Raw genomic sequence first — 26,654 nt, 5'->3', positions numbered from 1 at the left:
ACGACGGCGTCCCGGTGAGTCACCGGGACGCCGTCGTCAGGCCGGGGCGGCCTGAACCGGCCGACTGTTTGACCGGCCAGGCCTGACGCGCTTCCACTGTCCCGGGATCTGGGTGACGCGCCTGCATCAGCTTGTACCCGTTTCTCGGTACTTCGGTAAAGGTCCGTCGGGTGATCTGTCGTGTCGCTTCCTATGATTGGATGCGCTCGGAGTACCGCCGGACGCACAGGTTCGGCACTCGAACAGGCCGAACGGGCCACGGACGACAGGCTTGGTGACGGATGGTGACGGACCCGCTGGCGGGCGCGGTGGCCGCCGTCTCGGGGTCCTCCATCGAGCAGATCGGTCGTTTCAGCTACGACCTGGCCGCCCAATCGTGGGACTGGTCCGACGAGATCTACCTGATGTACGGGTTCGGGCCGCACGAGATCGTGCCGACCACGGCGCTGATGATCGCCCACCAGCACCCGGACGACCGGTCCGGCAGTGCCGAGTCGGTCCTGGCCGCGCTGCGCGAGGGGGCGCCCTTCGCCTCACGCCACCGCATCCTGGACAGCCGGCAGGTCGAGCGCCTGATCGTGACCGTCGGCAACGCCGAACACGACGCCGCCGGGGCGATCACCGGGATCGGTGGGTTCATGATCGACATCACCGGCAGCTTCCAGCGCGACCTGGCCGAGTCCACCCATGCCGCGGTGGAGGCCGCCGGGGTGTCCCGGGCCGCGATCGACCAGGCCAAGGGCGCGCTGATGCTCGTCTACGGCATGGACGATGCGGCCGCCTTCGACCTGCTCAAGTGGTACTCGCAGCGCTCCAACGTCAAGCTCCGCGATCTGTCCGAGACGCTGATCTCGGCGGCCTCCCAGGGGATGCCGCTCAGCGGGGACAGCCGCCGCCTGCTCGACGAGGTCTTCTTCGGCCTGGCCGGCGGTCAGCAGTCGGCCGAGGGGCCGGTGGCCGCCGGTGATCTGGCCGCCACCACGACGATAATCGACGGGATCCCGGTGCTGCACGTCGCCGGCGATGTGGACCTGTCCACGGGTCCGCAGTTCACCGCGTTGCTGGCGACCCTGGTCGGGCAGGCCGAGCGGCCGACCCCGGTGGTGGTCGATCTGACCGACCTGGGACACCTGGGATCGGTCGGCCTGGCTGTGCTGACCCAGTTCCACCGCCGGTGCCAGGGCAAGGGCACCCCCATGCGGGTGGCGTTCGGCGAGCTGTCCTCGCTGCCCTCGGTGCGCTCCGCCGGCTTGACCTCGTTCGCCACCCTGGACGCCACCCTGGACGCCGCCCTGGCCGGCTGATCGAGCCGGGTCAGTCGAGGCGGGTCAGTCGTGCCGGTCGGCTCGATCGCTTCGGTCGGTGACGTCACTGGTCCGGACCAGCCCGGCCAGGTCCAGCACGTAGGCCGCCGGTGATCCGGACGCGGCGATCAGCACCGGCGGATGCCGCAACGCGCCCGGCTGCCCGGTCGCAGACAGGGTGTGCAGCATCTGCACCCCGGCGCTGCTCAGGTGGGTCACCGCGGTCAGGTCGATGGTCACCGGGAGCTCGCCGCCGCGGCCGGCCCGCAGCACCTCCTGGCGCAGCACCGGCACCGAGGCCAGGTCGACCGAGCCGGAAACGGTGATGACCCGGGCCCCGATCGGCCCGGACGGTTCGGCCCGGAATTCGGCGCTGCCGACCTCGACCACGCCGTCTCCGGCGAGCATGCCGACCGGCCGGTGCAACCGCCGCCGCATCCGCACCACGGTGCCCCCGGTCTCGGTGTCGATCGAGAAGTCGTCGACCGCGTCGGCCACCATGGCCAGGCCCCGGCCTCGAGTACCGGCCTTGGTGATCGGGTCCCGCCACCCGCCTTCGTCGGCGACCACCAGCAAGGCGTCACCCTTGGTGGTCAGGTTCACCTGGATCCGGATCGTGCCCTCGTCACCGTCCCGGTACGCGTGCTCGATGCAGTTGGCCGCCGCCTCGCTGACCGCCAGGGTCAGCGCGGTCTCGTCCTCGGCGGAGACCATCCGTTCCCGCAGCCACCTGCGCAGATCGGCCCGGATCAGCTCCAACCGGTCCGCTCGGGCCGGGTACTCGGCGTACCAGGGCTCGACCGGCACCGCGCGCCGCTGCACCGCGACCATGGTGACGTCGTCCAGGTGGCCCGGGCGGGTCATCATCTCCACGGCGTGGGCGCACACCCGTTCGGGGACCGACTCGGGTGAACCCTCCGGCAGGTCGCGGCCCAGGACCGCGTCCCCGGTGATGGTGGCCAGCAGCGCCAGGCCCGATTCCCAGGTCCGATCCGGCCGCTCGACCAGACCGTCGCTGAACAGCACCAGCACCTCCCCGATCCCCAGCGAATCGGTGATCGGCGCGGCGGACGCTCCGGCGCCCAGCGGCCGGTGCCCGGACAGCGGCAGGAATCGGGCCACCCCGTCCGCGTCGACGACCATCGGCGCGGGATGCCCGCAGGTCACGTACGTCATCGCGCCGCTGGCCGGTTCGACCAGCACGACGCACACGGTGGCCGCGAACCCACCCGGCGTGCGGGAGGCGAACCGGTCGAGCTGGGTGACCGCCTCGGCCAGCTCCACCCCGGTGTCCAACAGGTACGACAGCACCGACCGCAGCTGGCTCATCACCCCGGCCGCGGCCACCCCGTGCCCGACGACGTCGCCGACCACCACGGCCAGCCGGTGGTCGGCCAGCATGAACCCGTCGAACCAGTCGCCGCCGGCGGCGTGCTCGACGTCGGCCAGCAGGTACCGGGCAGCCAGCTCCAGCTGCGGCAGCACCGGCAGGCTGGAGGGCAGCAACGTGCGTTGCAGCTCGTCGATGACGTCCAGGGCGGCCCGGTACCGGCGGCGGAACTCGCTGCCGCTCTGGGTGGCCTGGCGGCGGGCCTGCAGCTGCGAGGTCGTGTCCACCGCCTGCACGATGACGCCACGCATCGTGCCGTCGGCGTACCGCCACGGCGAGATGATGAAGGTGACGAACCACTCCAGGTCGATCTCGTCCTCGGCGCCGCCGTCCAGGTGCACCCGCCGATCCCGGGCGGTGATGGGCTGACCGGAGGCGTAGACCTCGTCCAGGCGGTCCAGCAATGACCGGCCGATGAGTTCGGGGATGGCGGCCGCACACGGCCGGGCGAGCGTCGGGCGATCCCCCAGCAGCCGCCGGGTCACCGCATTGATGGCGACGATGGTGTGCTCGGGTCCCTGCAGGGCGACGTGAATGGCCGGCGAGTCCTCGAACACCCGGGCCAGCACGGACGCGTCACCGACCACCCCGGCGTCGATTCCATCCTCGTCGGCAGTTGCGTCCGGCCCGTTCACGACTCCAGCCTCGCATCTGGTGATTGGTATGACCCGGCCGGCTCGCTGCTGAACCGGCCGGGCATCCGGATGGACGGTGATCGCGCGCGCACCGCCCACCAATGACCCTGTTCCCGATCATCACGGCGACATGCACGGCAAGCGGATCCGATGACCGGCGCATTCGGGGAACCGGGCCACTCTGCGTGCCCGGCCTGCCGCGGGCCGGCCAGCAGAACCAGGGGGTCGCCGTGACGTATTGCCTGGCCATCAGACTGAACGACGGTCTGGTCTTCATGTCCGACACCCGGACCAATGCCGGCCTGGACAACATCAGCACCTACCGCAAGCTGCATGTCTTCACCCCCGGGCCGGATCGCACCTTCGTCCTGCAATCGGCCGGCAACCTGGCCACCACCCAGGAGGTGCTCGACCGGCTGGCCCACGATCTGCAGGCGCCCGGGACGGCCGAGTCGCTGGCCACCGTGACCACCATGTACGAGGCTGCCCTGTACGTCGGCCGGGTCAGCCGGATCGTCGTGGACGCCCACCGGGCCGGGCTGATGTCCTCGGGCGCCGACGGCACCGCCACCTTCATCCTCGGCGGCCAGATCGGTGACGCGGCCGCCGACATTCTGCTTATCTACCCGGAGGGCAACTACATCCGGGCCTCCGACGACCGGCCGTTCCTGCAGATCGGCGAGTCCAAGTACGGAAAGTTCATGCTCGACATCGCCGTCCGCGCCCACGCGAACCTGGCCGTCGCGGCCAAGATCGCGCTCGCGTCGATGATGAGCACGGCCCGGGCCAACCTGTCCGTCGGGCCGCCCTACGACCTGGCGATCTATCGCAACGGCAGCGCGCACCTGGACGAGTTCCGGATCACCGAGGACTCGGTCATCCTGGAACGGCTGCGCGAGCTGTGGGAGAAACACATCATGGCCGCCCTGCACGAGCTGCCCGCGGTGACCGACCTGGACGAGCTGGTCGCCGGCGCTCCCACCCACCACTCCCCTGGGTCGAGCTGATCTGTGAGTGTTGGTAGGCCGGTTCTGGTGGGTGTTCGACCAGGATTCGGGGTTGGTGTTCGGGATTGGCTCGGTGCTGATTCGGCCACTTCGGTGTGCCTTTGAGTTGACGTGTCGTCCCGGGCGCCGACGCCGGCCTGCTCACCTGTTGGCCTGATAAGAAGCCTGTCCCTGTTCCCCGTTCACGCGGAGAGCCGGGTGACCCGTCACAGATGTGCCGTGGGTGGGTCCTCCAGGCCGGCGTCGACCCTTGTTGACCCGAGCTCTGGAAGGAGAGCACGAGCTGATGCCTACTGTGGCAGATTCGGTCGACGCCGTCATCGGCGGTGACACCCATGTGGACACGACGAGTTTGTCTGTGGTGTCCCCGGTCGGGGCGGTGATCGAGCAGATCACGATCGACAACGACGAGCAGGGTTACGCCCAGGTGGTGACCTGGATCCTGCGGGTGGTGCCTTCCGGCCGGTTCCTGGTCGGGTTGGAGGGCACCCGCAGCTACGGTGCGGGGCTGTGCCGGGCGTTGGAAGCGGTCGGGATCCGGGTCGTCGAGGTCGAGCGGCCCTCCCGCGGGGAGCGGGGCCGGCGCGGCAAGTCCGACCCGGGCGATGCGGTGCTAGCCGCTCGTAAGGTGCTGGCCATGGCGGTGGAGCGGGTACCGGCGCCGCGGACCGGCGAGGGAGTGCGGGAGGCGTTGCGGCTGCTGGTGGTGGACCGGGAACAGATGACCCGGCACCGGACCCAGCTGCACAACCAGCTGCTGGCCGAGCTGCTCACCGGCACCGCCGAGCACCAGGCGCTGCGCCGAAAAGGTTTGAGTGGAACAGATCTGGAGAAGCTGGCCAAGTCTCGTTGCCGGGGTGGGCGGCCGATCGAGGAGCAGGCCCGGCTGGTCGTGCTGCGCCGCAAGGCGAACGCGATCATCCAGTTGGATCAGCAGATCCGGGACAACGGCAAGAGCCTGACGACGATCGTTCAGGACGCTGCTCCGCAGCTGCTCAAGCAGGTCGGCGTCGGCCCGGTCGTCGCCGCCCAGCTGATCGTGTCCTACAGCCACCACGGCCGCTGCCGGGACGAGGCGGCGTTCGCGGCGCTGGCCGGGGCCAGCCCGGTCCCGGCGTCCAGCGGCCGGATCGTGCGGCACCGGCTCAACCGGGGCGGCGACCGCCAACTGAACCGGGCCCTGCACACCGTCGCGGTCACCCGGGCCCAGTGGGACGAGCGAACCCAGGACTACATCCGCCGGCGCAGCGGCAGCCTGACGGCCAAAGAGATCCGCCGGATGCTCAAGCGGTACATCGCCCGCGAGATGTTCAAGATCCTGCGCACCATCGAGGCGTTGAACCCGACGATGACCAACGGTCAGGCCGCCACGGCCGCCTGACCCAGTCCCCGCCCACCACCGCCCGGCCGGCCCACATCCGTTTCTCCAGCGGATCGAGGAAGGCCTGTTCAGCCCTGCCCGAAAGGCGCCTGGCGCACGGCCGGTGCAAGTCAACCGGCTGTGCACCACTGGGCCGCGAAGAAGATCAATTAGCAGGGTTGACAAACATAGAAGCGTCAACTCGGCGAAACCAGGCCCGATTCGCCCGGTTCGGCGCCGAGTTGGTCAGCCTGGGCGCCTGCGGCCGGCATCCCACACAGTCCGGAGGAAACGGAGGTGATCCGTCGACGTGGGCGTTCTCGGGTGGTATTCAACTCTTCCGCCGATGCCCGTCTTCCCGAAGGTCACGGTCACGCAGTCCAGCCACTCCTCTCGCCGCCGTGCACCAGTCAAGATCGGTGCGCGGGTCTCCGCCGGCATCAAACAGGAAGTCGCTGCGGCCTACGAAGCCGGATCCTCCGCTCGAGCCGTTGCCCGCAAGTACGACCTGACCAAGAACACCGTCATTGAGGCGCTTCGCGAACTCGGCATACCACTCCGGCCAGCCGGCCTTGGCGGAGCCCAGGTCGAGGAGGCCATCAAGCTCTACGAGGCAGGCAAGTCCTGTGCTCAGGTCGCTGCGATCCTGGGCGAGTATCCGTCGACAGTCAACGAGACGCTCAAGCGCCACGGTGTTCAGATGCGTGGCAGGCGGGGTGGTAGGCAGGCCACACGAGAGAAGTGACTCAGGCGATGCAAGACAATGGTTGAAGACTGAAGTCACGCCCAAGGCACAATTGAAACTAGGAAGTCAATCAGCGCACGTGGCCGTCCCGTGAGCACAGCTCCAAATGTCAGTGCGCCGACACCCGTGGCAATTAGCACCCAATTTATCGTGCGACCGACAGTGAAGAGTAGCACAAACACAGCAAGGCAACAAAAGCCCACAATGAACAGGATTGCGCCAAGCCAACGCCTCGTTTGAGGAAATACTCTTCGGTGATCGACTCATCTTTACGCAGTATGCGCTGTCGCGCCTGCTGCGTCAATTACTTCTGCTGAGATGATTCACCCGCGCGTCGGCGCGACTCGGCACGCAATGCTTCTTCCCTTCGCCGTCGCTCCTCCTCGAGCTGCCTCTTTTGCTGATCGGCAATCCGCTTGGCGGCTTCGGCATCTGTCGGGCGGTGGATTCCATGATCTGGCGGTGGTGTGTACGACATGGTCATGCCCCTTTCGGCAGGACTCGAAAAGTCTAGCGGCTACTTGGCGCTAGCTTGGCAGCATCAAGTGACGTCCACGGATCCCCCAGGAGCGCACTTTCAACCGCACGTTGCATCAATTCGATCGAGAATCCGCACTGGACCGCGATCCATTGAGACGTATCCGCTGCGTTGGCCTGCTTCCCCTTGACAAAGGTCACCCCGCTCCGCGTCACCGCAGCGCCGAAGCAAATTTCGATGATGAGGTCCCGATCGCTCCGATACTCCAGCAAGACTGGCCACACTCCGCGTTGAGCATGTGTCCCAAAAGTGCGTCTAAGGAAGTCGGGGTTACCGAGCGTGGGAGTCTCTAGGTCGGTCGCCGCAGCGTGAAACTCACGCAGCACTTGCTCTCCCCAAGACACGGCCGCCTGTCGCTCACTGAGAAGTTTAGCCTTGCGCTCGCGCAGCCGACCCAGATCCAGCACCGACATCGTTGTAGCCCCCTCCGTCCACCACAGTGGCCCCCTGGCACTGTGGCTTGTGTTGGAGTCTGGACGACCTTCTAGTTCATCGCAAGTCCCGAGAAGTAGGGACATGGTCACGGGCGCCAAGTCACGGTATTCCGAATGAGGCCGTGACCGACTACCAACTGCTCGGTCTGCCCAACGCGTGTCGCCCAAAAGTGTGAACCGTGATAACAGCGCCTCGCCGGGGCCGCCACGGGGCCGCCACACTCAGTCAAATTTCCATGGTTGACGGCAACGACAGGCCCACCAACGAGCACAGGGGACACCGGCCGACAGTTTGAGAAAGCCCAACGAGCGGAGAGGAGGAAGCGACTATATCCTGTACGCATCCGAAGCTTGGTTTCCACGCTTTGCGATTCGCCTACGCCGATCGAGAGGATCACCGATGAGTACTCGTCTCCCGGACATCAACGAGGTTCGACCGGTGAGCGCTGCTGATGATGCTGTGTTCGCGGAGATCAGAGAAGTTCTTGAACGGCACGGTGCGCTGCAGCGATTCGGAGTAACCCTCCTTCATCAGCACTTTGATATTGCGGACTCGGAAGTTCTTCTCGAGACCATTGATGTTGAGAACCGCATTCTGACCTCGAAACCAGCGAGCAGAACGGACGGTCGATCCTCGATCGAAACGTCATGGCGACTCGATGCCCCCAATGGCGCAAGAGAATGCGAGACTCAGTGCTCGACGGCACGCGGAATGGATGGCGACCAATATCACCAATCCACACACTACACTGTTTCTTGACGGGCGCGAGCGTACTCCCAAGATCGGAAATAGGCCCATGTCGGGTACTCCTGTCCTGAATGGAGAACAAGAGCATCACCCGAAGTCGGAATCTTTAAGGAGCAGCCATTAGCCTGATGGTGTTTACCGGAGAAGCGGACGTTTGTGCCGTTACTACAAACGACTGACTCACCGTCACGATAGGAGAATGGCAAGGTCTTGCCATCAAGTCCAACGAGGCCGGCGTTCTTTTCCTGATCGAATTCAACCACAATGGCTACTATTGGACTACTCATTGCTTAGCAGTATAGCATCTCTGAGGTAGTTTAGACACGAGTATAGTCGGGAACGCCAATACGATCTGACCAGCTCAGGTCTTTTCCAAAGGCATAGGGTGCGACTGGCTCAAGGGATCATGTTCTCCAGCCTCGAACGATGCATCTTTCTGAACCGGCAGACATAAACCCGTTCACGGAAACGCTTCAAGGTGGGCTATTCGCATGCCTCCCAGGTCGCCATGGTGTCAAAACGCGTGGAAGGTGTGGCGGTGACCGCCGCCTGCCGTTAGAAAAGCTCGAGTTGCTGTTGGGCTCCGAGCGCGGCGCACGGATCGCAAGCGGTCAACCAGATAGTGTCTGCTTTATGGTCGAAAGCACTTGGGCACCAGAGTCTGAGCACGAATTGCGGTCTGTGGTCGAGGCTGGGATGTTGACAGAGACTCACCACCTGGATATCAAGCGCGAGATCGGCGTCAAACCGGGCGACCGGGCCGAGCTGGCGCGCGACCTCGCTCAGTTCGCCATCGATGGTGGCGCTGTCATCGTCGGCGTCGAAGAGGACAAGGCCACAAGAACTTGGACGCTGACACCACAGAAGTTGGTGGGCCTGCAGGAGCGCATCGAGCAGATCGCGAACAGCCAGATCGATCCTCCGCTGTCGATCGCGATCCGCGTACTGGCGCTTGCGGAAGACCCAACTCAGGGCTACGTCGTGATCCAGGTCCCAGTCTCGCCGCGGGCACCCCACATGGTCGGTGGCATCTACTACGGCCGTGGTGAGACCCGTCGCAATAGGCTATCCGACGCGGAGGTAACGCGGTACCACGCCGCACGTCGCGACACGACGAGCCGGATCGAGGACCTGCTGCAGGCCGAGATCGACCGGGATCCGATCATCGCCGCTGGGCAGGCACGGCGCGGTCACTTGTATCTGGTCGCGCAGCCCGAAATCGACCACGACGAACTTGCTCTTACACTGCTTGAAAGCGCGCAAGGGCCGATGGCGGAACCGTACCGCACGATCACAGCTGGAGCCGAGCAGTTCGTCCACCAGAGTGTTCGAATCTATGAACCGTCACCTGGCTATGCGTCATCTATCGCGATACGGTCGACGGGGCGTGCGTACTGCAGTCAAACGCTCTCGGATGGCCGACGATACCGACCCGACGGTGATTTCGAGAGTGATACTGTCGATATCGAAGTGCACGAAGACGGTGGGATACGGGCCATGGTCGGCCGCATGACCGAGGAATATGCTGGTCGCAACAGTCGAAGCACGCCAGAGTCAGTCATTTTCGACGGCCTCGCAGTCGCATATGCGGTCCGGCTGGTTCATTGGGCGCGGATGCTATCAGTACTCACTGGGTACCACTCGGGGTGGCTGTTCGGTATCGCAGCAACCGGCCTCGAAGGCCGCCGCAGTCTTGTCTGGGCTCAGAGATTTCCACCCCGAGGCCCGCACTACGACCAAGACAGCTACCGGCGAACGACAACGGCGACACTCACCGAAATGACCGAACATCCGGGAGTCGTAGCTAAAAGGCTCATTGGAGCATTACTCCGCGGACTCGGGACGACCGAAGAGTTTCAGGAGGCGTTCAGCCAGCCACAGAATTGATCAGCCCAGCCTAGGGCAAAAAGTGTGAGTCCTCCCCGCTCTGGTGAGGGTGCGACACCGGTGTGACACCTACCATCTCGAGCGGGAAGGGCTGATGCGGTTAAACGTGAGGCAGAAGTTGATCGACGAACGGTCGATAACGGCGCGAAGCCGACACCTGCAACAATACTGCAGACGTGCAAGCCGTACCTTCATAGCGTCATTGACCCTATAGCAATTTTGAAAGCAGCGGGCAACAGAATGCTGGGACTTCAGGGGTTTCACATCGGCGCCTACCGGCCAGATGTCAATAGGCTATTGCTTTAACGCGCATTGGGGTTCAAATAGATTTCCGCCTTGAGTTGACCGTCGACGTTGACAAAAGCGAGTTGCTCCTTCCCAACATTTTGGGTTTGTATCAGATCTTCGAGGGATCCGTTCTGCAACGATCTCCATCCTCGTCCCTCGACAGTTAAATCTTTGACGATTCTATCGGCTGCCAGATCGGATGATGATATGGCGGGGTCGATATCAACCGGAACTTGCCTTGCATAACTCATAGCGCCGGAGATCAAGGCTATGCCTGGAACGGTGTGCTTCTCGAAATCCATACGAGTCACCTTCTGCTCATAGCTAAGATCGATAGCTAACGAGTTGGTGATGGGGTATCCGGATGCGGACGAATCGCCAGCTGGCTTTTTGTCGGAGAAGACCACCCATTGATTCTGGTCTGCATACTTGGGGTCGTTGGCGATGTCTAGAAAGTGTTTCTGGAGACCATCGTAAGCATCGCCTTTTGAATTTCTCATATCTAGGCCAGGCGATTGGAGTCCAAGCCCTGCTCGGGAGGCATCAACCAAGATCAGGTCTTGGACAGAGTAGGTTACGCTTGCTGCCTCAGATGAGCCTGACTTGACCGTGGACTGTGCGTCGCCCGCCTGAATGAGAAGATTGGTCAGTATAGATGCTTGTTTGGAGAACCATGTATTATAGATCTCCTGCGCTTTTGCGTTACTTATGTCGGCCGGGTATTCGACTGACGTGAAGCCGAAAACACTGGGCTGTCCCGGATTGAACGGATCAATAGTATTGGCTTCTTCTGTGATCTTTGAGGGTTTGAAGCTCACTCCATACGCTTCTTCCATCAGGTATAGCATTCGTCCATACGTAACAGCCTCGAAGCCATCCCTATTCTGATCTTGGTTCCATGACGTCGGAGCATCGGGTGAGTACGAACCTGATGCCGATTGTGGAGCTTCTGAGATGTTAGCGGGTCCGGTTGACTCGACGGTGATCGAGGATCTCCCGGTGGCCGGGTCGGTCGCATTAGCAGCCTGACTTCGATTTCCACAAGCAGACGCCGTCGCCACGACGCAGACCATGAGCCCCATGGCCACTAACAAACGAGCACGACCATGACGGCCACGCACTGGCTCATTCGAACGCCCAGACATACTCATCTCAATGTCCCCCGAACATCACTGTTTCCCCCAGCGGTTTCGCTGGCTTAAGGCATCGCCGGCCACGCTGCAGCGTGGAGTCAAGGTCAGCTGAACTCCGAAAGTCTCCTCTGGCCCGCCTATCCCCGGACACCGCGGCGTCTCTGTCGCTCCATGACAAACATCAAGATGACCGCCCGGTGGGCAAGGTTGTTCGCGCACCGCGCTCGGAGTTCTGGATTTGGGCAGCCCGTTCCCACCGCCCATGTCCCCCCGTGCTCGTCCGAACAACCGCGCACGGTCAGGCCGAGCATGCGCATGTTCATTTTGGCATGTATACATGTCCACCGGAAGTACGCGATTGAATGACCCTGAACGGGTGACCGGCGCGCCGACCGACTCGTGGGTGGCTATGTCAACTTGAGCTGGCCCCGGGGTGACGGTTTGATCTGGCCCCGTTCGGATTGGTTGCTCGGCCGTGCTACTTGCTCTTTGCGGCTCGGGCGTGGGCGAGCCGGTAGCTGGTGGTCCCGGTTTCGATGATTTGACCGGCGAAGGTGAGTCGGTCGACGATGGCGGCGCAGAGCCGGGGGTCGGTGAAGGTCTTCGTCCAACCTGAGAATGCTTCGTTGGAGGCGATGGCGATGGCGGACTTCTCTTCTCGTTCGGTGAGGACCTGGAACAGCAGTTCGGCGCCGCGGCGGTCGAGTTCCATGTAGCCAAGTTCGTCGATGCAGAGGAGGTCGACTCGGCCGTAGCGGGCGATCGTCTTCGACAGTTGTTTCTCGTCGGCAGCTTCGACGAGTTCGTTCACGAGCTTGGACGCCAGGGTGTAGCGGACCCGGTAGCCCTTCTCGGCGGCGGCGGTGCCGAGCGCGATCAGCAGGTGGGTTTTGCCGGTGCCGGAGTCGCCGATCAGGCACAGCGGTTGACCGGTCTTGACCCATGCGCAGGTCGCGAGCTGGTTGATGACCGCCGGCGTGATGGAGGTGTTGGCGGCGAAGTCGAACTCCTCGATCCGTTTCGGGCGAGGGAATCCGGCCGCGGTGATCTGCCGGATGGATCGTCGTTTGTCCCGGTCATCGCACTCGGCCATGACCAGTTCGGCGAGGAATCCGAGGTAGGTCAGTTGTTCTCGTTCCGCCGCGGATGCGATCTCGCCGAACCGGGACCGGATCGTCGGCAATCGCAGCAGCCGGCAGGCGGAATCGACCGCAGCGACGGCGGCTTCCTCGGTGACGCCCCGTCGGGTCGCGGTCATGACGATTCCCTGGTCAGCAGCTCGTCGTACTGCGACACCGACGGCAACGGGCGCGAGTCGGCGGGCAGCTCCGCCAGGCGCCGCTCGGTCAGGCTGACCACCCGATCCCCGGCCGGTGTGGTGTTCGGTGATGCGATCACTGCGTCTGCGCTGCACTGGTGCGCGGTTTTGCGGGCCTGGACAGCGACGACGTCCGGGCTGACCGAGCCCACCGTGAGAGCGGCGGTGATCCCCGCGATCACATCGGAGGCGGCCAGGTGCCGGTGCAGCAGCAGCACCTCGATCAACGCTCGGGTGCCGCCGGAGTCACCATGAGCCTTGCGGGCGGCGGCCCAGAACGCCTCATGCGCCGCGGTGAACATTCCGGACGCGCGGGCCTGCACCAACGCGGTCGCGTTGGGCAGTGCGCCGGGTTTGCGTTGCAGCACCTCGAGGTAGTGGTCCAGGACCAGGGACTGGCCGCCCTTGAGCATGACCCGTTCATGGGTGGCGATGACGGTGCGACCGTCGAACGCGGTCACCGATGAAGCGCCGAGCTGCACCCGGACCCGGCGGCCGATGAACCGGGCCGGCACCGAGTAGTGCCGTTGCCGGACGGTCACCCGGGCATACCGGTCAACCCTGGGGGTCAGAGTCAGCCAGGTCGGGAACACCTCGGACGGCAACGGCCGCAGCGTGTCCCGTTCGAACGCCCAGTCCTGGGCGACGGTGTTGGTGCGGCTCGCGATCCGCCGGTAGTTATCCTTCGCGTCCGCCGCGACGAGCAGCTCATTGAGCTGCTCGATGGAGTCCACGACCGGCATCGGGACGCAGTGGTTGCGGCGGAACCGGCCGCCCTCGCCTTCGACGCCGCCCTTCTCGTGGGCACCTTCCTGCCCGGGGTGGCAGTAGAACGCATCGAACCCGAAATGGGATCGGAACGCCACCCACCGGCCGGATTCCTCCCGGCCACGACCGAACAGCACCCGGGACACCGCGGCTTTGAGGTTGTCGTAGCGGATCTTGTCGATCGGGGTGCCGCCCAGTTCGGTGAACGCGTGCACATGACCTTCCAGGAACGCCTCCTGGCCCTGGGTGGCGAACGCCCGGTGCACCGCCTTCCCGGAATACGACAGGCGCAGGGTGAACAGGAACGTCTTGGTCTTCACCCCGCGCAGCACGACCCACAGATCGGCAAAGTCGACCTCGGCCTCACCACCCGGCTCATGGGTCTGCGGGACGAAACCCTGCGACAAGGTCCGGCCGGCCGCGGCGGCGATCTCCGGGCGTCGCCGGGCGACGTAATCCCGCACCGTCGAGTACGACACATCGGCGGCGCCGTGTTCGTCGAGGAGCCGGTCCAGCACCCGCTTCGCGGTGTGGCGTTGCTTCCTCGGCGCGTCCAGGTCCGCCCGCAGCCAGTCGTCGATCGTGACCTTGAACGGTTCGAGCTTCCGGGAGACCCGCACCGGTGTCTTCCGCGGCGGCGGTAACGCACTGGCCATCGCCTGCCGAACGGTTCTGCGGTGCACGTGATGCCGATCAGCGAGCTCGCGGATCGACAATCCCTCGACCCGGGCGTCGCGCCGGATGACAGCGAACAACCCCACCCTCGACCCCATCCCTGCCCCTTCACCCGAGAACACCGAACAACTCGGATTCACCGTCGGGGTGGGGCCAGATCAAACCGTCACAACGCGCCCGGCGTGTCGAAGGTGGGGCCACTTCAAACCGTCACGCCTCGACCTGCCGACACCGGTGGTGGGGCCAAGTCGAACCGCCAACCCGGGGCCAGATCAGACTGTCAGGGCCACGTGGGCGCGTTACACCCGTGACCTGGGCATCAACCTGGCCAGGGCACGTGAGGCCATCGGCCTGAGCCAGGAACGCGTCGCCCACGCCGCCGGCATCTCGACCTTCACCTACCGGAAGCTGGAGAAGGGCGAGTCGAACCCTGGCAGTTCTGCCAACCCGCGGCTGCGGACCCTCGTGGCGCTGGCCGAGGTCCTGGAGACAGACGTCAACGCGATCCTTCCTGGCAACTCGCCGAGTATCGCGGCAGGACGGACGTAGCTCTCGGCACGGATCCAAGTGGTTCCTACCTCACCGTGGGCACCACGAGGAAGTCCAAGGTCTGACGGCAAATGGTCACCTGCCGCTGCGGCGCCTAATCTTAGGTCGGGATCAGCCATCTCCCAGCTCCGAGCTCACTGACTGTTTGCCAGCGAGCCCATGGGTGCAATGGTCGACTACTTGCCCTCGACGACCTGCAGGTACTCCACGGAGCAGTTGACCATCGCAAATCGAAAGACCTGGGCAGGATCAACCTGGCACCCGACTATGCGCGACCAAAAGCCGTCGATAGACACGACACCCGCCAGGATATCCGACACCTCGACATCAGCCTTGCGCTTCATTGCTCGCGTATAGGCTACTGCGAGCGCCTTCTTCGCATGGGGCGCGAACGCTAGGTGACCTTGTTCGTGGTATCGGCCACGTCCAACGAACTTTATGAGGAGTTTCCGGCTTGTGTCCAGGAAAACTCCAAACCCGTTCAATAGGGACCCTAACTCGCCGTTGAGCTCTTGTGCTTGGTATAGTACCCCAAGGAATAGGTGTTCGGCGCCTATATAGTTGTGGCCTATCGACCGAGCCTCCTCTTGTGCGACGACTATCACGAATCGAGCCGGTTGCGTGAACCTATCGAAAGCAAACCTGTCGGAAATAGAGCGATCGTCATCAGGCTGCGACTCATCAAGATCATTCGAAAGTGCCTCGGACTCTGCGCTCAGCTCGTCACGGGATTCAGCGACAAGTTGACGCATGACTTCGCTATTCGTCAACTCCGCTGACATGGCTTCCCACACCGTCTCACAGAGCTCACGAAGCGGCACCTTGTGCCCTCTAGCCTGCCGCTTTCATCGCAATTCTGCGCGGCGCGGTGTTGATGATGACGAAAGGTGCTCCGACCTGGGAAGATAGGTCTTGCTGAGGGACCAATCGAACCAGAATCAGGAGCACCTTTCTGATGCGGAAGTGTACCGGGCTGTACCCGTCGCTCCGAGTCGATGCCACCGGCAAGCGGGTGGTGTCACACGCCGGGTCGGTGCTGCTCGCCGTGACCGCGGACAAGATTGGCATCGGGCGGGGTTTGTCCGCGGCGCTGGCACCGTGGCGCAGGCCGATGGCGGTGCACGACCCGGGCAAGATCCTGCTGGACCTGGCGATCTCGCTGGCGATCGGCGGTGACTGCCTGGCCGACATCGCCCAGTTGCGGACCGAACCCGCGGTGTTCGGGCACGTGGCGTCCGACCCGACGGTGTCCCGGCTGATCGACACCCTCACCGCCGACGCGGTGACCGCGCTCAAGGCGATCGACGCCGCGCGGGCCGCGGCCCGCGCCCGGGCGTGGAAGCTGGCTGGACCGGCCGCGCCGGACCACGATCGGTCGGCGAAGGCGCCGCTGGTCGTGGACGTGGACGCCACCCTGGTCACCGCGCACTCCGAGAAGCAACTCGCAGCAGCAACATTCAAGAAGGGATTCGGGTTTCACCCGATCGGCGCCTGGGCCGACCACGGACCGGGCGGCACCGGCGAAACCCTGGCGATGCTGCTGCGGCCAGGCAACGCCGGATCCAACACCGCCGCCGACCACATCAGCGTGGTCAAGGCCGCGCTCGCGCAGTTGCCCGCCTCGAGCGCGGCCCGGCAGCCCGGTCGCCGCGTGTTGGTCCGCACCGACGGCGCCGGCGGCACCCACGAGTTCGTGGCCTGGCTGACCCGGCAACGGGTGCAGTACTCGGTCGGGTTCACCATGACCACCGACATCACCACCCAGGTCGACGCGCTCCCGGACTCCGCGTGGACCCCGGCGTACGACGGCGACGGCAAGCCCCACGGGGCGTGGGTGGCCGAGCTAACCGGGGTGCTCAAGCTGACCGGCTGGCCCACCGGGATGCGGGTCATCGTCCGCGCCGAACGACCCCATCCCGGCGCTCAGCTCAAGTTCACCGATTCGAACGGCAACCGGCTCACCACGTTCGCCACGAACACCGCCGGCGGGCAGCTCGCCGATCTGGAACTGCGGCACCGGCGCCGCGCCCGCTGCGAGGACCGGATCCGCAACGCCAAGGACACCGGCCTGAACAACCTGCCCCTCAAGGACTTCACGCAGAACCAGGTATGGATCGAGGTCGTGCAACTGGCCATCGAACTGACCGCGTGGATGCAGATGCTCGCATTCACCGGCACCCCGGCCCGGACCTGGGAACCCAAGAAGCTGCGGCACCGCCTGTTCAGCATCGCTGCCCGGATCGGCCGCAGAGCCCGCCGCACCTGGCTCCGCCTGTCCGCCCACGCACCCCACCGCGACCTGCTCCTGGATGGCCTGGGCCGGCTCCGGAGCCTGCCGCAATCAACCTGACCGGCCATCGTCCACCCGCCACGAACCAAGGACCCCGAACCGGGCAGTGGAACCCGACGCCACCCCTGCGACCACGGGGTCCAGCAGCCAACCCATGACCAACGAAGGAGGCGAAAAATGATCACGACCTCCGCCTACGACATCATCCGGCCGCCGCGCGAAAGATCGAGGCTAGCCTGCCGCTTTCATCGTAATTCTGATCGGCAGAGTGTTGATCATGAGGAAAGGTGCTCTGACCTGGGAAGATAGGTCTTGCTGAGGGACCAATCGAACCAGAACCAGGAGCACCTTTCCGATGCGGAAGTCTACCGGGCTGTACCCGTCGCTCCGAGTCGATGCCACCGGCAAGCGGGTGGTGTCCCACGGCGGGTCGGTGCTGCTGGCCTTGGCCGCGGACAGGGTCGGTTTGGGTCGTGGGTTGTCGGCGGCGTTGAGGCCGTGGCGCAAGCCGATGGCGGTGCACGACCCGGGCAAGATCCTGCTCGACCTGGCGATCTCGCTGGCGATCGGCGGTGACTGCCTGGCCGACATCGCCCAACTGCGGGCCGAGCCCGCCGTGTTCGGTCATGTGGCGTCCGACCCGACTGTGTCCCGGCTGATCGACACCCTCGCCCCGGACGCGACGGCAGCGCTGAAGGCGATCGACACCGCGCGGGCGGCAGCCCGCGCCCGGGCGTGGAAGCTGGCCGGACCCGCCGCACCGAACCATGACCGGTCGGCGAAGGCGCCGCTGGTCGTCGACGTGGACGCCACCCTGGTCACCGCGCACTCCGAAAAGCAGCTGGCAGCAGCAACATTCAAGAAGGGCTTCGGGTTCCACCCGATCGGCGCGTGGGCCGACCACGGCCCGGACGGCACCGGTGAACCCCTGGCGATGCTGCTGAGGCCGGGCAACGCCGGCTCCAACACCGCAGCCGACCACATCAGCGTGGTCAAGGCCGCGCTCGCGCAACTGCCCTGCACCACGGCGGACCGACGGCCCGGCCGCGGTGTGCTGGTCCGCACCGACGGGGCCGGCGGAACCCACGAGTTCGTGGACTGGATGGCCCGGCAACGGGTCCAGTACTCGGTCGGGTTCACCCTGACCACCGACATCACCGCCAAGGTCGACGCCCTGCCGGAGGCGGCGTGGACACCCGCGTACAACGCCGACCAGGAGCCCCGGGACGGGGCCTGGGTGGCCGAACTGACCGGGGTCCTCAAGCTCAAGGGCTGGCCCAAGGACATGCGGGTCATCGTCCGCGCCGAACGACCCCATCCCGGCGCTCAGCTCAAGTTCACCGACTCGAACGGCAACCGGCTCACCGCGTTCGCCACGAACACCAAAGGCGGACAGCTCGCGGATCTGGAACTGCGGCATCGGCGCCGCGCCCGCTGCGAGGACCGGATCCGCAACGCCAAGGACACCGGCCTGAACAACCTGCCCCTCAACGACTTTGCCCAGAATCAAGTGTGGATCGCGGTCGTGCAACTGGCCACCGAACTGACCGCATGGATGCAGATGCTCGCCTTCACCGGCACCCCGGCGCGGACCTGGGAGCCCAAGAAGCTGCGGCACCGACTGTTCAGCGTCGCCGCCCGGATCGGCCGCAAAGCCCGCCGCACCTGGCTCCGCCTGTCCGCCCACGCACCCCACCGCGACCTGCTCCTGGATGGCCTGGGCCGGCTCCGGAGCCTGCCGCAATCAACCTGACCGGCCATCGTCCACCCGCCACGAACCAAGGACCCCGAACCGGGCAGTGGAACCCGACGCCACCCCTGCGACCACGGGGTCCAGCAGCCAACCCATGACCAACGAAGGAGGCGAAAAATGATCACGACCTCCGCCTACGACATCATCCGGCCGCCGCGCGAAAGATCGAGGCTAGGACGCGGCACCATCCCAGTGCGGTCCTGCTCGGTCCAACCGCCGACTCGCCCTGCGATGAGCCGCCGCTGCCCGGCGAAGCGGATGGGGTCAAAGTTGGCGAAAGGCGTCTGCTGCACCCGAAGAGCATGCAACCCAGAGGCCGACAATACATCACCCTCTATTACTGCGTGACGATCAAATCCGCCGCGATCGGTTCGGGGATACTCGACCAGCCCAAGAAGATGTCGGGCAGCAAGAAGGACTTGCTCCTCGTGTGTATCTCGATTACCCGGATGGACTGCCCGGACTAGGAGCTTCCATGCGACCCGACGTCCGACCAACTCTGACACCTTCAAGGTGGCCGCTATGTACCGGTTCAGACGAGGTGAGGCACTCGTGTCGACGGCTATCGGATGCGATGCAATGGTGATACCCAGGTCTTGGACGACCTCGCTCACCGTTGGCAGGCATGTCGGTGGGCCGCCGGAGGCAGAGCGGATTGCTCTATCGGTCGGTACCGCTTCCGAAGCCGGGTTTGTACTCACCATCAGATCTTAAAGTGCCACAAGCAAGCGTCGGCGTATTGACAATGACTATCATTTATGTTAAGATTCCATGTGGGTTGGCCCCCAACTGAAGGGAGGCCAACATGGCCCTTAGAACAGAACCGTCATCCGTGGATCGTCGGGCGACTGACTGCCAGCTCGCCGGAGCAACCAGCTTCGAGGATTTCCTCGCGTCTGAGACGTACATCGAGTACCGGTTCAGTCAGTCGGAGCCCACGCCGTGTCTGCTTGACCTGATCGACGTATGGCTCGTACTTGGGAACGCTACCGAGGTGTGCGCGTCTTTCGAGTCCTTCCTGCTGACGGTCATCCAGATCACCGACTGGTGGGACCACCAGATGATGCCGTTCAGCCGAAAGAGCGTGCGGACCACGCTGCTGTGGCCTGACACGCCGGAACTCGGCGCAGACGACTTCCCGGGAGCGACGATTCCGTTCGGACCGTACGCATGGTCCGAGGGCGAACACGACGTCAAGCAGCTCGCTGTCAAACACCCGGTGCTCAACCGGGAGCGATGGGAGTCCATCCGCACAGCTCGTCGACTCGGCAAGTAGGTCTACAAGCTGTCGCACCACCATCCAACAGGGCCAATCTGCCCGCTCAAGCATCAGCTTGGGCGGGTTTTCACGTCCATGCCCTGCTCGTCACAGTGTGCCGCCACAGCGACATCGTGTGACGCTCTGTGACCGCTTGCATCGCCGGGTGTGACGTGGAGGCTGATGCTTGCCGGCGCATCCACCGCGCATCTACACCCCCACTGAAGAGTTGAGTCCACCAGAGTGGTGTACGACCACTGATCGACCTTGACCCCCTGACCAGGCAGGTCGGGGCGTGTCGGTCCCGGGACGAGGACGGCCACCGCGTGAGGCTTCGAAGGACCTCTCACAGTCTGTCGAAGGAGACATCACGCGATGACCACTGCCCAGCCTAACGACCCGACGACCGCCGTCGGTGACATGCTCGCGTCGGCGAGCCCGGACCTGCTCCGCTCGATGCTGTCCACGTTCATTCAGACGCTGATGGGCGCCGAGGCCGACGCCCTGTGCGGCGCCGGCTACGGCGAACGCAGCCCGGACCGGGTCAACTCCCGCAACGGGTACCGGCACCGGGACTTCGACACCCGGGTCGGCACCCTGGACGTGGCAGTGCCGAAACTGCGGTCCGGGTCGTACTTCCCGGACTGGCTGCTCGAACGGCGGACCCGCGCCGAACGCGCCCTGGTCTCCGTCGTCGCGACCTCGTACCTGCTGGGAGTCTCGACCCGGCGGGTGGAGAAACTGGTCCAAGCATTGGGCGTGACGTCGCTGTCCAAGTCGCAGGTGTCGATCATGGCCCGCGACCTGGACGAGCAGGTCGAGGCGTTCCGCACCCGCCCGCTGGACCAGGGCCCGTACACGTTCCTCGCGGCCGACGCGCTGGTCCTGGAAGGTCCGCGAGGGCGGCCGGGTCGTGCAGGTCCACGCCCTGCTCGCGACCGGGGTCAACGGTGACGGGCATCGCGAGATCCTGGGCCTGGACGTGACCAGCCGCGAGGACGGCGCCGGCTGGTTGGCGTTCCTGCGTGGCCTGGTCGCCCGGCGCTTGTCCGGGGTCCGGCTGGTCACCAGCGACGCGCACAGCGGCCTGGTCGCCGCGATCGGCGCGACCCTGCCGGGTGCCTCGTGGCAGCGATGCCGCACGCATTACGCGGTGAACCTGATGTCGATCACCCCGAAGAGCAGCTGGCCGTGGGTGCGGACCATGCTGCACTCGATCTACGACCAGGTCGACGCGAAAGCCGTGGCTGCCTAGTTCGACCGGGTGATCGACACGCTCGCCGAGAAGCTGCCCGCGGTCGCCGATCACCTCGACCAGGCCCGGGCCGACCTGCTCGCGTTCACCCCGTTCCCGAAGGAGATCTGGCGGCAGATCTGGTCCAACAACCCGCAGGAACGGCTCAACAAAGAGATCCGCCGCCGGACCGACGTCGTCGGGATCTTCCCCGACCGGGGCGCTCTGATCCGCCTCGTCGGCGCCGTCCTGGCCGAGCAACACGACGAATGGACCGAGGGCCGCCGCTACCTTGGCATCGACGTCCTGGCCCGCTCCCAGACCGCCAACGGACCCGACGCGAAGGAGGACACCAGCACCACGCCCGCGATCACCACCGCCGCCTGACCAACGAAGATCACCGGCGGCCGGACCTCGTCACGTACACCACTCAGCTGGGCTTGACCCACTGAAGAAGCGCTCCACCGCGAATTGCCGGCCGCAGGTGTGGGTGAGGAAGGAGGAAGTAGGCCATGCCTCTTCAAGCTGCTGCATGCGAGTCGATGCACTTGATCCCGGGACGGACATTGCCCTCCACGAGGTACGACCGGTGGGACGACGTCACTCCGCGCGACTTCGCTCGGGCAGCTACAACCGCTCTCGATCCCTGGCCCAATGACATGGATTGTGATGACGACCTCGCCTAGCAGATCAAGAACGGAGCATCACAGATGACAAACCAACCAGTCCGGCTTACTCACCCCCTCGCCATGCCACCAATCCCGCCTCGTCCAGCCACGGCTCGTCGTAGCCGCACCCCGGAGGAAGCGGTTGGAGACATCTACGTCGCCATGGCCAACGTTCATGCGCTTCGTGGAGTCACCGAGTACGGCCTCGACACGGTCGCTGCCGTTGACCGGCGGCGGCAGGCCATTGCTGAAGAGCTGCCGGAGGTTAACGAGCTTCTGGCAGCTCTGGAGATCAACTGCGCTCGTCTCGTCGCCAGTGTCCAGAATCGCCTGCTCAACGACGAGCGGGAGGTGATCCTGCCATGACCATCGTCGTTATCGTGTGCCTCCTGTTGGTCGTCGTCGGCATTTGGTCGCTTGGGTGGTGGCACTACGCGCCGACCAGGGATGAGCTCCGAATCGAACGCAGCCGCCAGCGAGTGGCTCGGATCCGCCAGCGCACCCTGGCCGACATGGAACGGGTCCGGGAACTCGGTTGGATCGAACGGGACGCGAGGGCCAGGGAACAGTTGCGCCGGCTCATGGACAAGTACGAGTTATGAATCCCGACCAGCAATACTGTCTAAATCTTCTCTAGCAACGTCCTCGTAAATCACAGACGCAGGTTCGGGTTTGCAAAAGGGCACGATCTCTAAACCAAAAGCTCTCCTCGGCTGACTCGGGTTGCGTCGCCCTTTCGAAGACGCATATGCCTACATCCCAGATTTGGAGACGATCCGTCATGTCAATTTCCCGTGATCTGTTGCGCCCCATGCCGTTTTGCACAGTCTGTTTCCGCTACCTGACCGTGTCCGAGGCTCGGGCCCACACCCGGCACGCTCGGGCAATCCGATGGCCGAGGAAGTAGCGCCGTTTCCGAAAGGAGGCATCTGCCGTGAATCCCTGGCAAGTTGGCCCGTCAGCCGGTCAAAGATTGGTAAGCATAGCGTTCGGTGCGCTCTTGGCGGCCGTCATGCTCAGTTTGGCGATCGAACTCGTACGGGAGATTCTGCCCTGGCTCATCACGGCCGGGGTGCTGGTGGCCCTGGGAGTCGTGGCCCGCTGGCTGTATCGCCGCTCGCACGGCCGCCTGTAAAGCACCGGCCGACGGGATGGCGTACCGACTTGCTGTGGTTTAAACGACAGGTTTGACCCTCCACATAGCGCCGATGCAGCAGCCGAAATCCCGCCCGGTACCTCTGTTTTCGGTGTGGCCATTCGCCGTTGTGGAATAGACAAACGGTCTTGACCGTCCAGTTTGCTGGACGCATAGTGAAAGGCAGCCAAACCGTCCACCAAATTGGACGACTCGCGCCAAAACAAACTTGTAAATCCACACAGAAGGGAGGGTGTATCTGTCATGCCAAGAAACAATCAATCGAGGAGGTCGTCCCAGCAGCAGAAGTCGTGGGATCGAAGGCAATCGTCGCGCCGTGTTCGCCGGGCAGACCGTCGCCTGAGCGTGCGCGGTGAACTACGTGCCAACCCGGACCTCCGCAAGATTGCCCGGGTCGTCATCTCGCTGGCCATGGCTCAGGCCGAGGCCGACGCCGAGCAACAGAACCAACCCCGAGCCGACGCCGACGGCCCGAGCCAGGAGTCGCCAGATGAGTAGGCAGGTGACTTGGCGCGAGCTCAGATTCCCCGGCCCAATCCCACCCGACGCCGTGCGCGCCTGTCTGGTCGGCTGCGGCGGCCTGCCCGGTAACCCGCTGCTCATCCTCGAAGCGGTCGCCACCGGCGGCCGGCTGCGCTGGCGCATCGGTGCCCCGTCAAGCCTGAGCGTCCGGCAAGCCTGCCAACAGGTGACCCTGCATCTGCCGGGCACCATCGTCAGCCCGGTCGAGGGCACGTGGCCACCGGTCGAGACCGCCCAAATCGGGGCGCAGGTACGGATCAGCAGGACCAGGCTGCTGCCGCTGGGTGACCTGGATCCGGATGCGGTGACTCGCGGGCTGCTCGGGGCGCTGGCTTTGGCCGGCCAAGGTGAATCCCTGCACTACCAGCTGCTACTCGGTGCCCGTATCCGCCCAACTCGGCCACCCGAAGCAGCCAAACCGCTGCCTCGCGGTGCCACCGAGCGGCTCGAGCAACCGGGCTTCGGCTGCCTGGTGCGCCTGGCCGCCACCGCCGCGCACGATGGACGCGCCCGCATCTTGGTGCGACAGGTTGCCGCGAGCTTGAAAGGCCTGGAAGCCCCTGGGGTAGCGGTCACCGTCCGCCGGTGCGCAGTGACGGCACTGGCTCGGGTATCGCTGCCGCTCTGGTGGCCATTGTGGATCTCCGCCAGCGATCTGGTGCCACTGACGGCCTGGCCGGTGGCTGACGACCCGAAGGCCGAGCTGGCCGGCTTGCCGCCGCGGCACCCGAAGCTGCTGCCGCCCACGGCCGCCCACCCCACGGAGGGGCTCGACATCGGCAGGGCCGTTGCCGTCAGTATGGAGCGGCGTATCGCGCAACCGGTCGGCGACACTCTGCAGCACCGGCACGTACTGGGGCCGTCCGGGGTGGGCAACTCGACGTGGGTCGGCTATGCGGCCCTGCAAGACATCCTGGCCGGCCGGTGTGTCGTGGTCATCGACCCGAAGCGCGATCTGGTCACCGAACTGCTGGCCCGTATCCCGGCCGACCGGTTGGACGACGTCGTGGTGCTCGACCCGGCCAGCCGCACCCCGCTGGGGGTCAACCCCTTGGCCGGTGCCGACCCTGACCTGGCAGCGGACTCGATCGTCGCCGTCTTCCACTCCCTGTACGGCGACGGGCTCGGACCCCGCTCGACCGACATCCTCCATGCCGCCGTGTTGACACTGGCCCGGCGGGGTGATGCCTCGCTGGCGATGGTGCCGCTGCTACTGACCAACCCCGGTTTCCGCCGTTCGCTGGTCGGCCGTGCCCATAAGGAAGACCCGCTCGGTGTCGGCAGCTTCTGGGCCTGGTTCGACAGCCTGAGCAGTGGCGAACAGGACATGGTCACCCGGCCCCTGCTCAACAAACTGCGGCCGATCATGCTGCGGCCATCCCTGCGCGGCGTGTTCGGACAACGGCGTCCGGCGATCTCCGTCGAGCAGATCCTGGCCGAGCGAAAAATCCTGCTGGTCGAACTGCGCAAGGACCAGATCGGTCCCGAGGCCGCCGGGCTTATCGGGTCACACGTGGTCGCCCACCTGTGGCGGGCCATCCTCGGTCGGCTGAGTCTGCCGGCCGAGCAGCGCCACCCGTTCATGGTCTACATCGACGAAGTCCAGGACTACCTGCGGCTGCCGGGCAGCCTGGCCGACGCGCTGGCCCAGGCCCGCGGCCTCGGGGTATCCGTCACGGCAGCCCACCAGCACCTGGGACAGCTCGGCCGACTCGACGCCGATCTGGAAGCCAACACCGCCACCAAGCTGTTCTTCCGGCTCAGTCCGGGCGACGGCAGACACCTGGCCAGCGCCGTCGGTGCCGGGCAGCTGACCGCCGACGACTTCACCCTCCAACCCGACCACCAGCTCTACGCCCGGCTGCTGGTCAACGGCCGACTGCTGCCCTGGGTCTCCGTCGCCACCCAGCCTCTGCCGCCACCACTGCATGACCCGGCCCAGGTCCAAGCCCGCAGCGAAGCCCACTACGGCCGCGCCCTTGACGACGTCGAAGCCGACCTGCTCAGCCTGGCCGACGCCACGGCCCGAGAGGGCAGCACCGAGCACCCGGACGAAGCCACACCACGCACCGGCTTCGGCCGCCGCCGGCCCAGCGCACCATCCCGGCCGTCCGCCGAACCCCACCCCGTTACCCAGAAAAGAGGTCGGATATGACGAATACCCCAACCAATCCACCGATCTCAGGCGGTCCGCTCGCCCGACCAGCCGCTACAGAATCCGATGCGGCATTGCGGTCGGTCCCAGCCGTTTCCGGCCCGTTAGCGACGCCGAAACAGTCGCCCCTGACAGGGGCGACGTCAGCCGCAACCCCGAGCGAGCCCACCATGCCGAGCCGTCACCGCGTCGGCCGAGCCAGGCGGCGCACCCTGGCCAACCAGCTGTCCGACCAAGACTGGTCGATGCTCACCGGCCTGGCGCGGTACCGCTTCCTGCACACCTACCAGGTCAGCGAATTGCACCTGCCGAGTAGTAGTGGTGGCGCCTCCCAGGCCCGGGCGGTCCGTCGTCAACTGTTGCGGCTGGCTCGCTGGCGGCTCATCCGCCCGGTCGTTGCCCGCCGGGTCGGCGGTCTGCATGGTGGTGCCGACCCCCACATCTGGCAGCTCACCGCCGCCGGCAAAGCCGTCCTGACCGGTGGCACCCCAGGACGAACCAGCAGCTACCCGTCGACCAGATTCCTGACGCACACGCTGGCGATCGCGGAGACAGCGATCGGGCTCAGCCGGGCAACCGCCAGCCTTGGCGGCGCGGTCGACATCCAGCTCGAACGGGAGGCCGCCCGACGCATCCCGATGGTTGGCGGCAGCCACACCACGCTGACACCGGACCTGTTCGCCGTCGTCCGCGCTGCCGACGACAGCGGTCAGTTCGAGGATGCCTGGTTCATCGAGGTCGACTGCGGCACCGAGTCTCTGCCCACGCTGCTCCGCAAGTGCGAGCAGTACGAGACCTACCGGCGCAGCGGCAGGGTCTGCCCCCGGTCTGGTTGACAC

20 protein-coding genes and 1 pseudogene are annotated in these 26,654 nt (G+C 65.3%); 16 read left to right on the top strand and 5 right to left on the bottom strand.

Translation table 11 applies throughout. The features are described 5' to 3' along the window. The first annotated feature begins 281 nt into the window (after positions 1-281). Positions 282-1,304 carry an ANTAR domain-containing protein gene (locus NAMU_RS27280; protein ID WP_015747358.1) on the top strand — a complete coding sequence of 341 codons (1,023 nt, stop codon included), beginning with the start codon at positions 282-284 and terminating at the stop codon, positions 1,302-1,304. Between the two features lie 24 nt (positions 1,305-1,328). Here the strand turns inward: NAMU_RS27280 and NAMU_RS10380 are convergent, their stop codons facing one another. Then, positions 1,329-3,329, bottom strand: coding sequence for a SpoIIE family protein phosphatase (locus NAMU_RS10380; protein ID WP_015747357.1), 2,001 nt, complete (start codon positions 3,327-3,329; stop codon positions 1,329-1,331). 185 nt (positions 3,330-3,514) lie between these two features. On the opposite strand from NAMU_RS10380, the gene NAMU_RS10375 reads away from it, so the two are divergent. From NAMU_RS10375 to NAMU_RS29220, 5 genes are all read left to right on the top strand, one after another. Beyond that, entirely contained in the window at positions 3,515-4,336 is an 822-nt protein-coding gene (locus NAMU_RS10375) for a hypothetical protein (RefSeq protein WP_052307892.1), read from the top strand. Between the two features lie 286 nt (positions 4,337-4,622). Beyond that, positions 4,623-5,717, top strand: coding sequence for an IS110 family transposase (locus tag NAMU_RS10370; protein ID WP_015747355.1), 1,095 nt, complete (start codon positions 4,623-4,625; stop codon positions 5,715-5,717). A gap of 325 nt (positions 5,718-6,042) precedes the next feature. Further along, on the top strand, positions 6,043-6,441 hold the full coding sequence (locus tag NAMU_RS29230; RefSeq protein ID WP_015747354.1) for a COG3415 family protein: 399 nt from the start codon (positions 6,043-6,045) through the stop codon (positions 6,439-6,441). Between the two features lie 1,372 nt (positions 6,442-7,813). After that, positions 7,814-8,173 (top strand): hypothetical protein, encoded by a 360-nt coding sequence (locus NAMU_RS29225; RefSeq protein ID WP_015747353.1) that lies wholly within the window; start codon positions 7,814-7,816, stop codon positions 8,171-8,173. Positions 8,174-8,587: 414 nt separating this feature from the next. Further along, positions 8,588-10,048 (top strand): AlbA family DNA-binding domain-containing protein, encoded by a 1,461-nt coding sequence (locus NAMU_RS29220; protein WP_138180080.1) that lies wholly within the window; start codon positions 8,588-8,590, stop codon positions 10,046-10,048. Positions 10,049-10,350: 302 nt separating this feature from the next. On the opposite strand, the gene NAMU_RS29215 is transcribed toward NAMU_RS29220, so the two are convergent. The 3 genes from NAMU_RS29215 to istA form a co-directional block, all read right to left on the bottom strand. Then, positions 10,351-11,172, bottom strand: a complete 822-nt coding sequence (locus NAMU_RS29215) for a hypothetical protein (RefSeq protein WP_138180078.1) — start codon at positions 11,170-11,172, stop codon at positions 10,351-10,353. 775 nt (positions 11,173-11,947) lie between these two features. Continuing rightward, the gene (istB, locus tag NAMU_RS10355) at positions 11,948-12,727 is read right to left on the bottom strand and encodes an IS21-like element helper ATPase IstB (RefSeq protein WP_015747350.1); all 780 of its coding nucleotides are present in this window, start codon (positions 12,725-12,727) and stop codon (positions 11,948-11,950) included. Beyond that, on the bottom strand, positions 12,724-14,328 hold the full coding sequence (istA, locus tag NAMU_RS10350) for an IS21 family transposase (protein ID WP_015747349.1): 1,605 nt from the start codon (positions 14,326-14,328) through the stop codon (positions 12,724-12,726). The genes istB and istA overlap by 4 nt, the downstream gene beginning before the upstream one ends. Here istA and NAMU_RS10345 point away from each other — a divergent pair. Then, a complete protein-coding gene (locus NAMU_RS10345) occupies positions 14,297-14,779 on the top strand; it encodes a helix-turn-helix domain-containing protein (protein WP_138180076.1) in 483 nt (160 codons plus the stop codon). The genes istA and NAMU_RS10345 overlap by 32 nt on opposite strands. Before the next feature lie 176 nt (positions 14,780-14,955). Here the strand turns inward: NAMU_RS10345 and NAMU_RS28220 are convergent, their stop codons facing one another. Further along, positions 14,956-15,600, bottom strand: a complete 645-nt coding sequence (locus tag NAMU_RS28220) for a Clp protease N-terminal domain-containing protein (protein WP_083785792.1) — start codon at positions 15,598-15,600, stop codon at positions 14,956-14,958. A gap of 134 nt (positions 15,601-15,734) precedes the next feature. On the opposite strand from NAMU_RS28220, the gene NAMU_RS10340 reads away from it, so the two are divergent. The 9 genes and pseudogenes from NAMU_RS10340 (at position 15,735) to NAMU_RS10305 (ending at position 26,651) form a co-directional block, all read left to right on the top strand. Further along, entirely contained in the window at positions 15,735-17,129 is a 1,395-nt protein-coding gene (locus NAMU_RS10340) for an IS1380 family transposase (protein WP_015747347.1), read from the top strand. 295 nt (positions 17,130-17,424) lie between these two features. Next, positions 17,425-18,822, top strand: a complete 1,398-nt coding sequence (locus tag NAMU_RS10335) for an IS1380-like element ISNml2 family transposase (protein ID WP_015747346.1) — start codon at positions 17,425-17,427, stop codon at positions 18,820-18,822. A gap of 832 nt (positions 18,823-19,654) precedes the next feature. Continuing rightward, positions 19,655-20,098: a hypothetical protein gene (locus NAMU_RS10330; RefSeq protein WP_041368713.1), complete on the top strand. Its 444-nt coding sequence runs from the start codon at positions 19,655-19,657 to the stop codon at positions 20,096-20,098. A gap of 357 nt (positions 20,099-20,455) precedes the next feature. Continuing rightward, positions 20,456-21,701 (top strand): annotated as a pseudogene (locus NAMU_RS10325) (IS256 family transposase). Between the two features lie 443 nt (positions 21,702-22,144). Then, positions 22,145-22,348 carry a hypothetical protein gene (locus tag NAMU_RS10320; RefSeq protein ID WP_015747343.1) on the top strand — a complete coding sequence of 68 codons (204 nt, stop codon included), beginning with the start codon at positions 22,145-22,147 and terminating at the stop codon, positions 22,346-22,348. Further along, entirely contained in the window at positions 22,345-22,584 is a 240-nt protein-coding gene (locus NAMU_RS10315; protein WP_015747342.1) for a hypothetical protein, read from the top strand. The genes NAMU_RS10320 and NAMU_RS10315 overlap by 4 nt, the downstream gene beginning before the upstream one ends. A 410-nt stretch (positions 22,585-22,994) precedes the next feature. After that, positions 22,995-23,117 (top strand): hypothetical protein, encoded by a 123-nt coding sequence (locus tag NAMU_RS31395; protein WP_281023799.1) that lies wholly within the window; start codon positions 22,995-22,997, stop codon positions 23,115-23,117. A 373-nt stretch (positions 23,118-23,490) separates the two neighbouring features. Then, positions 23,491-25,815 carry a type IV secretory system conjugative DNA transfer family protein gene (locus NAMU_RS10310; RefSeq protein ID WP_138180074.1) on the top strand — a complete coding sequence of 775 codons (2,325 nt, stop codon included), beginning with the start codon at positions 23,491-23,493 and terminating at the stop codon, positions 25,813-25,815. Between the two features lie 170 nt (positions 25,816-25,985). Then, positions 25,986-26,651 carry a replication-relaxation family protein gene (locus NAMU_RS10305; protein ID WP_015747339.1) on the top strand — a complete coding sequence of 222 codons (666 nt, stop codon included), beginning with the start codon at positions 25,986-25,988 and terminating at the stop codon, positions 26,649-26,651. The last annotated feature ends 3 nt before the right edge of the window (positions 26,652-26,654 follow it).

The organism is Nakamurella multipartita DSM 44233 (assembly GCF_000024365.1).
GTDB lineage: Bacteria > Actinomycetota > Actinomycetes > Mycobacteriales > Nakamurellaceae > Nakamurella > Nakamurella multipartita.
Note: the sequence above shows the minus strand (reverse complement) of the source record. Positions and strands in the feature narration are given on the sequence as shown.

Excerpts from the sequence above, each read along its gene's own strand:
- NAMU_RS10345 (WP_138180076.1), top strand. The coding sequence starts at position 14,297 with ATGACAGCGAACAACCCCACCCTCGACCCCATCCCTGCCCCTTCACCC.
- NAMU_RS29230 (WP_015747354.1), top strand. The coding sequence starts at position 6,043 with ATGCCCGTCTTCCCGAAGGTCACGGTCACGCAGTCCAGCCACTCCTCT.
- NAMU_RS31395 (WP_281023799.1), top strand. The coding sequence starts at position 22,995 with ATGCTCAGTTTGGCGATCGAACTCGTACGGGAGATTCTGCCCTGGCTC.
- NAMU_RS10335 (WP_015747346.1), top strand. The coding sequence starts at position 17,425 with ATGCGGAAGTCTACCGGGCTGTACCCGTCGCTCCGAGTCGATGCCACC.
- istB (WP_015747350.1), bottom strand. The coding sequence starts at position 12,727 with ATGACCGCGACCCGACGGGGCGTCACCGAGGAAGCCGCCGTCGCTGCG.
- istA (WP_015747349.1), bottom strand. The coding sequence starts at position 14,328 with ATGGGGTCGAGGGTGGGGTTGTTCGCTGTCATCCGGCGCGACGCCCGG.
- NAMU_RS29220 (WP_138180080.1), top strand. The coding sequence starts at position 8,588 with ATGCATCTTTCTGAACCGGCAGACATAAACCCGTTCACGGAAACGCTT.
- NAMU_RS10370 (WP_015747355.1), top strand. The coding sequence starts at position 4,623 with ATGCCTACTGTGGCAGATTCGGTCGACGCCGTCATCGGCGGTGACACC.
- NAMU_RS10305 (WP_015747339.1), top strand. The coding sequence starts at position 25,986 with ATGCCGAGCCGTCACCGCGTCGGCCGAGCCAGGCGGCGCACCCTGGCC.
- NAMU_RS29215 (WP_138180078.1), bottom strand. The coding sequence starts at position 11,172 with ATGGAAGAAGCGTATGGAGTGAGCTTCAAACCCTCAAAGATCACAGAA.
- NAMU_RS29225 (WP_015747353.1), top strand. The coding sequence starts at position 7,814 with ATGAGTACTCGTCTCCCGGACATCAACGAGGTTCGACCGGTGAGCGCT.
- NAMU_RS27280 (WP_015747358.1), top strand. The coding sequence starts at position 282 with ATGGTGACGGACCCGCTGGCGGGCGCGGTGGCCGCCGTCTCGGGGTCC.
- NAMU_RS10340 (WP_015747347.1), top strand. The coding sequence starts at position 15,735 with ATGCGGAAGTGTACCGGGCTGTACCCGTCGCTCCGAGTCGATGCCACC.
- NAMU_RS10315 (WP_015747342.1), top strand. The coding sequence starts at position 22,345 with ATGACCATCGTCGTTATCGTGTGCCTCCTGTTGGTCGTCGTCGGCATT.
- NAMU_RS10320 (WP_015747343.1), top strand. The coding sequence starts at position 22,145 with ATGGCCAACGTTCATGCGCTTCGTGGAGTCACCGAGTACGGCCTCGAC.